Source organism: Streptomyces sp. 8K308 (assembly GCF_004348315.1).
In the GTDB taxonomy this organism is placed as follows: domain Bacteria; phylum Actinomycetota; class Actinomycetes; order Streptomycetales; family Streptomycetaceae; genus Streptomyces.
In genome coordinates this window covers 1-10,085 of sequence record NZ_SMKC01000262.1, presented here as the reverse complement: position 1 = coordinate 10,085, position 10,085 = coordinate 1, and the positions used below count along the sequence as shown (strand labels likewise).

The 10,085-nt window shown below is 73.8% G+C and carries 10 protein-coding genes; 6 read left to right on the top strand and 4 right to left on the bottom strand.

The features are described from left to right. Positions 1-58: 58 nt before the first annotated feature. On the bottom strand, positions 59-1,051 hold the full coding sequence (locus tag E1265_RS27235; RefSeq protein ID WP_132933647.1) for a beta-ketoacyl-ACP synthase 3: 993 nt from the start codon (positions 1,049-1,051) through the stop codon (positions 59-61). Continuing rightward, a complete protein-coding gene (locus E1265_RS37325) occupies positions 1,048-1,284 on the bottom strand; it encodes an acyl carrier protein (protein ID WP_165953897.1) in 237 nt (78 codons plus the stop codon). The genes E1265_RS27235 and E1265_RS37325 overlap by 4 nt, the downstream gene beginning before the upstream one ends. Before the next feature lie 250 nt (positions 1,285-1,534). Between E1265_RS37325 and E1265_RS27225 the strand changes: the two genes are divergently transcribed. The 5 genes from E1265_RS27225 to E1265_RS27205 all read left to right on the top strand — a co-directional run bounded on the left by E1265_RS27225 (position 1,535) and on the right by E1265_RS27205 (position 7,450). Beyond that, a complete protein-coding gene (locus E1265_RS27225; protein WP_132933645.1) occupies positions 1,535-2,191 on the top strand; it encodes a TetR family transcriptional regulator in 657 nt (218 codons plus the stop codon). 119 nt (positions 2,192-2,310) lie between these two features. Continuing rightward, on the top strand, positions 2,311-3,876 hold the full coding sequence (locus tag E1265_RS27220) for an MDR family MFS transporter (RefSeq protein WP_207931226.1): 1,566 nt from the start codon (positions 2,311-2,313) through the stop codon (positions 3,874-3,876). Between the two features lie 80 nt (positions 3,877-3,956). After that, entirely contained in the window at positions 3,957-4,769 is an 813-nt protein-coding gene (locus tag E1265_RS27215; RefSeq protein ID WP_132933643.1) for an SGNH/GDSL hydrolase family protein, read from the top strand. An 11-nt stretch (positions 4,770-4,780) separates the two neighbouring features. Continuing rightward, complete coding sequence (gene purB / locus E1265_RS27210; protein WP_132933642.1) at positions 4,781-6,211, top strand: adenylosuccinate lyase; 1,431 nt, start codon at positions 4,781-4,783, stop codon at positions 6,209-6,211. Positions 6,212-6,292: 81 nt separating this feature from the next. Then, on the top strand, positions 6,293-7,450 hold the full coding sequence (locus E1265_RS27205) for an ROK family transcriptional regulator (RefSeq protein ID WP_132933641.1): 1,158 nt from the start codon (positions 6,293-6,295) through the stop codon (positions 7,448-7,450). Here E1265_RS27205 and E1265_RS27200 read toward each other — a convergent pair. Further along, positions 7,437-8,183: a GntR family transcriptional regulator gene (locus E1265_RS27200; RefSeq protein ID WP_132933640.1), complete on the bottom strand. Its 747-nt coding sequence runs from the start codon at positions 8,181-8,183 to the stop codon at positions 7,437-7,439. The genes E1265_RS27205 and E1265_RS27200 overlap by 14 nt on opposite strands. Before the next feature lie 210 nt (positions 8,184-8,393). Between E1265_RS27200 and E1265_RS27195 the strand changes: the two genes are divergently transcribed. Next, entirely contained in the window at positions 8,394-9,158 is a 765-nt protein-coding gene (locus E1265_RS27195) for a glucose 1-dehydrogenase (protein ID WP_132933639.1), read from the top strand. Between the two features lie 5 nt (positions 9,159-9,163). On the opposite strand, the gene sigJ is transcribed toward E1265_RS27195, so the two are convergent. Continuing rightward, positions 9,164-10,060, bottom strand: a complete 897-nt coding sequence (gene sigJ, locus E1265_RS27190) for an RNA polymerase sigma factor SigJ (RefSeq protein WP_132933638.1) — start codon at positions 10,058-10,060, stop codon at positions 9,164-9,166. Positions 10,061-10,085: the final 25 nt, after the last annotated feature.

The following is a 10,085-nucleotide window of genomic DNA, read 5'->3' as shown; positions in this document are numbered from 1 at the left end:
CGGCATGGGTGTGGGCTCCTTGCGTGGGGGTTTGCCGGGCGGTGACGCGGCCCGGCCGTCAGTCCCCGGCGGCGAGCGTGGGCCAGGTGACGCTGGTGCCGCCCCAGGTGAGCCCGGCGCCGAAAGCGGCCAGGATGACGCGCTGCCCCGGGCGCAGTCCGCCGTCCCGGTTGGCGTGATCGAGGAGGAGGGGGACGGAGGCGGCGGTGGTGTTGCCCGCGTGTTCGATGTTGCTGACCCAGCGGGCGGGGTCGACGCCGAGGTCGGCGGCGAGGGCCCGGGAGATGCGGGCGTTGGCCTGGTGGACGGCGAACCGGTCGACCTCGTGCAGCGACCAGCCGGCGCGCTCCGCGGCGGTGGCGACGGCGCCGCCCATCCGGTGGAGGGCGTGGCGGAAGACGGACCGGCCGTCCATGGTGAGGGCGACGCGACCGCGCCGGTCCAGGGCGCCTCCGCCGGTGATGTGGATGAAGTCGCCGTGGTCGCCGTCGCTGCCGAGGACGAAGGGGCCGAGGGCGCCGGGCTCGGAGGGGTCCCCGGCACGCAGCACCACGGCGCCCGCGGCGTCGCCGAAGATCGCGGCCGTGGTGCGGTCCTCGGGGTCGAGGACCGAGGACATGGTGTCGGCGCCGACGAGCAGGACGCGGTGGAACGTGTCGGCGGCGATGAGTCCCTCGGCGACGGCGAGGCCGTAGAGGAAGCCGGAGCAGGCGGCGGACACGTCGAGCGCCGCGACGCCGCTCAGGCCGAGCCGGGCCGCGACGGTGGGGGCGCTCGACGGGCAGATCCGGTCGGGGGTCCCGGTGGCCAGCAGGACGGCGTCGACCTGTCCCGCACCGTCGGACTTCAGGGCGCGGGCGCCGGCCTCGACGGCCATGTCGACGGTGGCGGTGCCCGGCTCGACGCGGCGCCTGGTCCGCACTCCCGTGCGCTGGAGAATCCACTCCTCGCTGACGCCGAGCGTGGCCGCCACGACGTCGTTGGCGACCACGGTGGAGGGCAGCCAGGAGCCGAGGCCGCAGAGCACGGCGGCGGGCCGGCCGGCGGTCATGGCGCGACGGGCTCGGTCCGGCGGCGCAGGAACTCGGCGACCTCCGCCACGGTCCACAGGCCGTAGAGCTCGTCCTCGTCGAGCTCGAGACCGAGTTCCTGCCTGGCGATCAACACCAGTTCCGTGACGGCGAGCGAGTCGAGGCCGGCCTCCTCGGGGGTGGCCTCGGGGCGCACGCCAGCGGCGGGGAGTTGGAGTCTGCCCACCATGGTGTCGCGCAGCCATTCGTACATGCTTCTCCCTCGTCCACCCGACGCGCGGTGGGGCGCGGTCGGCTCGATGCGGTGCGGTCGCCCTGCGGCGGGGGGACACGTTTCCACAACGGGAGGGGGCTCCGGGCCGGCTGTCAGCCTCCCGGACGACGTTGGTGGGGAGAAACACCCGGAGGAGTGAGGGGTGCCGGCGGCCATGTGACGGCCGTCTTCAGGCGCCCCGGCACCCACTGAAAATTTAAATTTTGCATGTTCTGCATTTTTTCATACCCTGCAATGCGTGGCGGAGAGAACGACAAGGACCCCGGGGCTGCGCGAGCGCAAGAAGCAGGCCACCAGGGCGGCGCTCGCCGAGGCCGCGGTGCGGCTGGCTGCGGCCCGGGGGGCGGAGAACGTGACCGTGGAGGCCATCAGCGCCGAGGTCGGCGTCTCACCGCGCACCTTCTTCAACTACTTCGAGCACCGCGACGACGCCTTCGTGATGATCGACGACGACGCGGGCCGGCGCGTCAGGAGCGCGGTGCTGGCCGCGCCGGCCGCCCGCTCCCCGATCGAGGCCGTGCGCGACGCCCTGGCGGTCGAGCTCGCCGACGTCGAGGAGCAGCACGAGCTGTGGCGGCTGCGCGCCGAGGTCCTCCAGCAGACGCCGCACCTGCTGGTCCGCCACCTGGGCGCGCACATGGCCGACGAGTTGGGCCTCGCCGAGGCGGTCGCCCAGCGGCTCGGCGCGCCGGCGGGCGCCCCCGTCGACCTCTACCCCCGCCTCGTGGCGGCCACGACCGCCACCGCCGTCCGGGTCGCCGTCGAACACTGGAGCGCGGCCTCGACCGAGGCGTTCCTGCCGATCTTCCACAGCGTCTTCGCACAGCTCGCCGCCGGGCTGCCGGCGCCACCGCCGACGACCGGCGCCCGGCCGGCCGATCTCTGACGGCCGGTCCGGTCCGCGCGCGGCACGTGGCGCGCGTTCCCGCCGGATTCCTTTCACCGATTCACCGAGAAGGAATGATCGTGAGTCCAACCGAGGCGCTGGAACACAGTCCGGCCGCCATGACCAGCCGGCAGATCCCGCAGGCGATGACCGGTCTGATGGCCGGCATGTTCGTGGCCATCCTGGCCGGCACGGTGGTGGCCAACGCGCTGCCCCGGATCGTCGCCGACCTGGGCGCCAGCCAGTCCTCCTACACGTGGGTCGTCACCTCCGAGCTGCTGGCGATGACCGCCACGGTCCCGCTGTGGGGCAAGCTCTCCGACCTGTACAACAAGAAGCTGCTGCTCCAGCTGTCGCTGGCGATGTTCGTCGTGGGCTCGCTGCTGGCCGGCTTCTCCCAGGGCGTCGGGCTGCTGATCTTCAGCCGGGTCGTCCAGGGCATCGGCGCCGGCGGCCTCACGGCGCTCGTCCAGGTGGTGATGGCGGCCATCATCCCGCCGCGCCAACTGGGCAAGTACGCGGGCATATTCGGCGCCGTGTTCGCCGTGGGCACGGTCGCGGGGCCGCTCGTGGGCGGCGTGCTGGTGGACACCTCGTGGCTGGGCTGGCGCTGGTGCTTCTTCATCGGGGTGCCGTTCGCGCTGGCCGCGATCGTCACGCTGCAGCGCACCCTGACGATCCCGACCACCCGGCGTGAGATCAAGATCGACTACCTGGGCGCGTTCCTGATCGTGGCCGGCGTCTGCTCGCTGCTGATCTGGGTCACCCTGGCCGGCAACGAGTTCGACTGGATGTCCTGGCAGACGGCCGCCTTCACCATCGGCGGCGTCCTGCTGCTCGCCGCGGCCGTCTGGGTCGAGGCCCGGGTGCCGGAGCCGATCATCCCGCTGGACATCTTCCGCAACCGGACGGTCACGTTGACCACCGTCGCCAGCCTGCTGGTCGGTGTCGCGATGTTCGGCGGCACCGTCTTCCTCTCCCAGTACTTCCAGATCTCGCTGGGCAACTCCCCCACCGTCGCCGGCCTGATGGGCCTGCCGATGATCATGGGTCTGCTGGTGTCCTCGACCGTCGCCGGGCAGATCATCACCCGCACCGGCGTGTGGAAGATCCACCTCGTCATCGGCGGCGCGGTGATGACAGTGGGCCTCGCGCTGCTCGCCACCATCGACCGGGACACCAACTTCGGCCTGCTGAGCGTCTACATGGCCCTGCTCGGCATCGGCGTCGGCATGCTGATGCAGAACCTGGTGCTGGCCGCGCAGAACGACGTGCCGGCGCGTGAGCTGGGCGCCGCCACCTCGGTGCTGTCCTTCTTCCGCAGCATGGGCGGCACCATCGGCACCAGCGTGCTGGGCGCGGTGCTCGCCAACCGGGTGGCGGACGAGTTGTCGAGCCAGCTGCCGGCCACCGGCGAGGAGGGCGCGGCCGGCGGCGGCGCCCACTCGGTGCCCGACGTGTCGCTGTTGCCGGAGCCGATCCGGGAGATCGTGCAGGACGCCTACGGCGTGGCCACCGCCGAACTCTTTTTGCTCGCCACCCCGTTCGCCGCGCTGGCCTTCCTGGTGGTCCTGTTCATCAAGGAGAAGCCGCTCAAGACCGCCAGCGGCAACGAGCGGCTGGCGGCCGAGGAGGGCGAGGACGAGGCCACCGGGGAGCAGGCGCCGGTGGCACCCGTGCACTGAACGACCACCACCCGCGACCCGGGCCGGCGACGCCCCTCGTCCCGTGCCGCCAGCCCTCGGCGTCCTACCATGGTGCGGTCATGGAAAGCGCTGCAACCCCTACTGAGATCCGTAGCTTCGTGGCCCTCGGCGACTCGTTCACCGAGGGCATGTCGGATGTCCTACCGGACGGCACCTACCGGGGCTGGGCCGATCTGCTGGCCCGCCGGCTCGCCGAGCGGCGGGCCGGTTTCAGGTACGCGAACCTGGCGGTGCGCGGCAAGCTGATCGACCAGATCACGGCGGACCAGGTGCCGGTGGCCGCGGCGATGGGCGCCGATCTGGTGACGCTGGTCGGCGGGTTGAACGACGTGCTGCGGCCGCGCTGCGACCTGGACGCGGTGTGCGGCGCGTTGGAGCGTTCGGTCGCGGCGCTCGCGCCCGCCTGCGGACTGCTGGTGCTGATGCGCAGCCCGGGGCGGCGCGGGCCGGTGCTCGAGCGGTACCGAGCGCGAATGGAGCGTCTCTTCTCGTTCGTCGACGAGTTGGCGGAGCGGCACGGCGCCCTGGTGATCGACCTGTTCGAGTCGCGGGCGCTCGGCGACCCGCGGATGTGGGCGGACGACCGGCTGCACCTGACGCCCGAGGGTCACCGGCGGGTGGCCGAGGCGGTCTGGCAGGGCCTCGGCCACCCGTCGACCTTCGACTGGGACGATCCGCTGCCGACGTCGACGCCCGCCGGTTGGGCGACGCGGCGGGGCGCCGACGTGAGGTTCGCGCGGGAGCATCTGCTGCCCTGGATCGGGCGCCGGTTGACGGGCCGCTCCTCCGGGGACGGGCGGCCGCCCAAGCGCCCCGACCTGCTGCCGCTGACCTGGGAGGACCGGCCGACCGAGCCGGCGAGCGGGCCGTAGAATCCGGTGCCGTGACTGACAAGCCGCGCATTCCGAACGTTCTGGCCGCCCGCTACGCCTCCGCCGATCTGGCCGCCCTCTGGTCCCCCGAGTACAAGGTGGTGTTGGAGCGCCGGCTGTGGCTGGCGGTGCTGCGGGCCCTCGAGGAGCTGGGGGTTCCGGTGGCGCCCGGGGCCATCGTCGACTACGAGCGGGTGGTCGAGAGCGTGGACCTGACCTCGATCGCGGCGCGCGAGCGGGTCACCCGGCACGACGTGAAGGCAAGGATCGAGGAGTTCAACGCGCTCGCCGGGCACGAGCAGGTACACAAGGGCATGACCTCCCGGGACCTGACGGAGAACGTCGAGCAGTTGCAGGTCCGGCTCTCGCTCGAACTGGTGCGGGAGCGGACGGTGGCGCTGCTCGCGCGGCTCGGCCGGCTGGCCGGCGAGCACGCGGAGCTGGTGATGGCCGGCCGCTCGCACAACGTGCCGGCACAGGCCACCACGTTGGGGAAGCGTTTCGCCACGGCGGCCGACGAGCTGCTGGTGGCGTTCGGTCGGCTCGAGGAGCTGCTGGCGCGGTATCCGCTGCGCGGGGTGAAGGGCCCGGTGGGCACCTCCCAGGACATGCTCGACCTGCTGGGCGGGGACGAGCGGAAGCTTGCCGAGCTCGAGGGCCGGGTCGCGGGGCATCTGGGCTTCGGACAGGTGTTCACCTCGGTCGGGCAGGTGTATCCGCGGTCGCTCGACTACGAGGTGACCACGGCCCTGGCGCAGTTGGCGGCCGCGCCGTCCTCGCTGGCCAAGACGATCCGGCTGATGGCCGGGCAGGAGCTGGTGACCGAGGGGTTCCAGCCGGGGCAGGTCGGCTCGTCCGCGATGCCGCACAAGATGAACACCAGGTCCTGCGAGCGGGTCAACGGGCTCGCGGTGATCCTGCGGGGCTACGCGTCGATGACCGGCGAGCTGGCGGGCGACCAGTGGAACGAGGGCGACGTCTCGTGCTCCGTGGTGCGCCGGGTGGCCCTGCCGGACGCGTTCTTCGCGTTCGACGGCCTGGCTGAGACCTTCCTCACCGTGCTCGACGAGTTCGGTGCCTTCCGTCCCGTGGTGGCGCGGGAGCTCGACCGCTACCTGCCGTTCCTGGCCACGACCAAGGTGCTGATGGCCGCCGTGCGGGCCGGGGTGGGCCGGGAGACTGCGCACGAGGTGATCAAGGAGCACGCGGTGGCCTCGGCGCTGGCGATGAGGGAGGGCGCGGAGCGCAACGAGCTGCTCGACCGGTTGGCGGCCGACGAGCGGATCCCGCTCGACCGGGCCGGGCTCGACGCGCTGATGGCGGACCGGCTGTCGTTCACCGGTGCCGCCGCGGGCCAGGTGGCCGGCGTGGTGGCGCGCGTCGAGGAGGTCGTCAAGCGCTATCCGGAGGCGGCCGGCTACCGGCCGGGCGCCATCCTGTAGCGGGACGGCGGGATCGGTGGCGGCGGCGCCGACGGCGTAGGTTGGTGCCGGGGTGCTGGTGCTGACGATGTCGGAGGCGGCGTGGGCGGTCTGCTGGGCGGGGATCCCTCGCTGTTGCGCCGGATCAACTCGGCCGTGGTGCTCAGGGCGCTGCGGGACGCCGAGCCGTCCTGCTCGCTGACGGATCTGGCCCGGGTGACGGGGCTCTCCCGGCCCACGGTCGAGGGGGTGCTCGACGGCCTGGCGCGGGCCGGCTTGGTCGCGGAGACGGACGCGGCCGAGCCGGGCGGCGCGCGGCGGCTCGGGCGCCCGGCGCGGCGGTTCAGGTTTCGCGGCGAGTCGGGCGTGGTGCTTGGCGTCGAGGTCGGGCCGCGCCGGCTGTCCGCGGTGCTGGCCGACCTGACGGGCCGGCGGCTCGCCTCCCGGACGCGCGAGGTGTCGGTGCGGGCCGCAGCCGAGGAGCGGCTGGCCGGGGCGGTGGAGGTGGCCGGCGCGCTGCTGCGCGAAGCCGCGGTGGCGCCCGGCACGCTGCGGGCGGTCGGGGTGGGCAGCCCGGGGATCGTGGGCGCCGAGGGTACGGTGCGGTTGTGCACGGCGCTGCCCGGCTGGACCGGACTGCGCATCGGCGAGCTGCTGCGGGACGAGTTCGGCTGCCAGGTGCTGGTGGAGAACGACGCCAACGCGGCGGTGCTCGCGGAGCGCTGGCTCGGCGCGGCGGCCGGCGCGGACGACGTGGTGATGGTGCTCGCGGGGTTGAGCCCCGGGGCCGGCTCGTTGATCGGGGGCCGCCTGCACCGGGGGCACGGCGGGGCGGCCGGGGAGATCGGCGCGCTGCACTTGCTGGGCCGGCAGGTGGAGCCCGAGCGGCTGCTGTCCACCTCGGGCAAGCCGCTGGACCCGCTGGACGAACCGGCGGTGGCGGCCGTGTTCGCGAGCGCCGCCGAGGGGGACGCGGGGGCCACCCGGGCGGTGGAGCGCTACGTGGAGCGGCTGGTGAACGACGTGGCAGCGCTGGTGCTTGCGCTCGATCCGGAGCTGGTGGTGATCGGCGGCTGGGCGACGGGCCTCGACGGCGTGGTGGAGCCGCTGCGGCGGGAGCTGGCGCGCTACTGCCTGCGCACCCCTCGGGTGGTGGCGTCCGCGCTGGGGGGCGCCGCGGTGGCCACCGGGGCGCTGCGTCTCGCACTCGACCGGGTGGAGGACGAGCTGTTCGCCGTGGAGGAGGTCAGCTCCCGCTGAGCGAGACGGCGCCCTGGGTCCCGAAGGTGAGCCGGCAGGTGTCGGCCCGGTAGGTGGCGACGGCTGCGGCGACCGTGCGGCCGGCGGCGGTGTACCGGGTGGTGACGATGAGGACGGGCGCGCCCGGCAGCTGATCGAGGCGGCGCGCCTCGGCGGCGCCGGCCGAGCCGAGCTCGACGGCGCGGTCCTGGCTGTCGGGGCGAAGCTCCTGGAGCCAGGCGAGCATCCGCCGGCCGCGCCCGGCGCCGCCTGCCTCGGGGACCTCGACCGAGTCCGGCAGGGCGCCGGTGGGCACGTAGAGCTGCTCGGTGGCGACGGCCTGGCCGTGGGTGGCGAGGACGCGGTGCACGACCTCGACCGGCTCGTCGGGGTGGACGTCGAGCATCCGGGCCACGGCGGTGGGCGGTGGCGCGGGGACGCAGTCGGTGGTGACCCAGGCGTCCCCGGGGGCGCCGGGCCAAGTGTGGCGGCGGGGGCTCACGTCGACGCCGACGCGGGGCGGCGCGACGGTGGTGCCGACGCCGCGGCGGCGCTGGAGGCGACCCTCGAGCTCCAGCTGGTCCAGGGCCTGCCGGAGGGTGGCGCGGGCGACGCCGAAGCGGGCCGCGAGCTCCCGCTCGTTGGGCAGGGCCTGGCCGACGGAGAACTCGGTGTCGAGCGCCTCGGTGAGCACGGTCTTGAGGTGCCAGTACTTGGGCTCCGACGACTGCTGGTCGAGCTGCGTGCTCCCCACCCTGGCCTCCACGGGCGCTTCCGACGCCGACGGCTGGCGCGCCGGCGGTCCGGTGACGATGAATCCGGTGATTATGAAAGGTTGTTGCGTATATAGACCCTAGGTCGCGGCCGGGGCTTGGTCAAGACCAATAGGGGCCGCACCGGACACCCGCCTCACGCCCGATCACCTATATGATCGTTCATCATACTGGAGGAGGGAGCCTCGAGCATGGCGGAATCCGAGGGGCCGCGGCCGGTCACGGTGGTCACCGGGGGCGGCAGGGGCATCGGCGCGGCGGTGGCGGCGCGGCTCGCGGCGGCCGGACACGACGTGGCCATCGGCTACGCCAGGGACGAGGCGGCGGCCGGCGAGGTCGCGGCCCGGGTGTGCGCGGCCGGGCGGCGGGCGGTCGCGGTGCGGGCGGACGTGAGCGTCGAGGCCGACGTGGACGCCCTCTTCGACGCGGCGGTCGACGAGCTCGGCCCGGTGACCGGACTGGTGAACAACGCCGCCGTCAGCGGCCCGCTCGGCCCCTTCACCGAGACCACGACCGAGGTGATGCGCCGGGTGCTCGACGTCAACGTGCTGGGCACGCTGCTGTGCGCCAGGCGCGCGGCCAGGGAGATGTCCACGCGGCACGGCGGGGGCGGCGGGGCGATCGTGAACATCTCCTCGGGAGCCGCCACGCTGGGCGGCCCCGGCGAGTACGTCCACTACGCGGCGTCCAAGGCCGCCGTCGACACCGTCACCCTCGGCCTCGCCAAGGAACTCGGGCCCGAGGGCGTGCGGGTCAACTCGGTGCAACCCGGGGCGATCGACACCGACATGCACGCGACCATGGGCGACCCCGGGCGCGCTGAGCGGATCGGACGGGCCACCCCGCTCGGCCGGGCGGGGCGCCCGGAGGAGATCGCCGCGGCGGTGGCCTGGCTGCTCTCCCCCGAGGCGTCCTACACCACGGGCGCGGTGCTGCGGGTGGCCGGCGGCCGGTAGAGCTGTCAGGCGGTCGCCAGATGGCCCAGCTTCTCGGGGTTGCTGACCAGGAAGATCCGGCGCACCGTGCCCTCGCTCGCCTCCAGCATGAAGACGCCGAAGGGACGGCCGGCGCTGGTGGCGAGCAATCCGGGCACGCCGTTGAACTCGGTGAACAGGAAGCCGGGTTGCTCGGGGGCGCGGCCACCGATGCCGGCCAGGAAGCGGCCCACCTTGTCCGATCCCTCGATGACCCGGCGCGGGCCCTTGCCGACGCCGCCGCTGTCGCCGGTCAGCGTCACGTCCGGGGCGAGGACGGAGACCAGCCCCTCGAGGTCGCCCTCGAGCGCGGCCGCGAGGAAGCGCTCGGTGAGATCCCGCCGCTCCCCGGCGTCCACCGGGTAGCGCGGGCGGCGCTCGGCGACGTGGCGGCGGGCGCGGCCGGCGAGTTGGCGGACGGCCGGCTCGGTGCGCCCGAGCGTGGCGGCGATCTCGGCGAAGGGCAGGGCGAACGCCTCGCGCAGCACGAACACCGCGCGTTCCAGCGGGGAGAGCGATTCCATGACGACGAGCACCGCGAAGGACACGGTGTCGGCCAGCATGGCCCGCTCGGCGCCGTCCGGGGCGGCGGTGAGGTCGGCGGTGGCCCGGTCGGTGGGTAGCGGCTCCGGCAGCCAGGGACCGACGTAGGACTCGCGGCGGGCGGCGAGCTGGCGCAGCCGGTCGACCGCCAGCCTGCTCACGATCCGCACCAGATAGCCGCGCGGCTCGGCGACGGCCGAGCGGTCGACCGCCGACCAGCGCAGCCAGGCCTCCTGCACGGTGTCCTCGGCGTCGCTGACCCGGCCGAGCATCCGGTAGGCCACCCCGAACAGCAGACTCCGGTGCGCCTCGAAGTCGCGGAGGGCGGTGTCGTCCGTCATGAGATGCTCAGCCACCCTCCCATCC

Coding starts and splice junctions, on each gene's coding strand:
- E1265_RS27235 (WP_132933647.1), bottom strand. CDS start 1,051: ATGACCGCCGGCCGGCCCGCCGCCGTGCTCTGCGGCCTCGGCTCCTGG.
- E1265_RS37325 (WP_165953897.1), bottom strand. CDS start 1,284: ATGTACGAATGGCTGCGCGACACCATGGTGGGCAGACTCCAACTCCCC.
- E1265_RS27220 (WP_207931226.1), top strand. CDS start 2,311: ATGACCAGCCGGCAGATCCCGCAGGCGATGACCGGTCTGATGGCCGGC.
- E1265_RS27215 (WP_132933643.1), top strand. CDS start 3,957: ATGGAAAGCGCTGCAACCCCTACTGAGATCCGTAGCTTCGTGGCCCTC.
- E1265_RS27195 (WP_132933639.1), top strand. CDS start 8,394: ATGGCGGAATCCGAGGGGCCGCGGCCGGTCACGGTGGTCACCGGGGGC.
- sigJ (WP_132933638.1), bottom strand. CDS start 10,060: ATGACGGACGACACCGCCCTCCGCGACTTCGAGGCGCACCGGAGTCTG.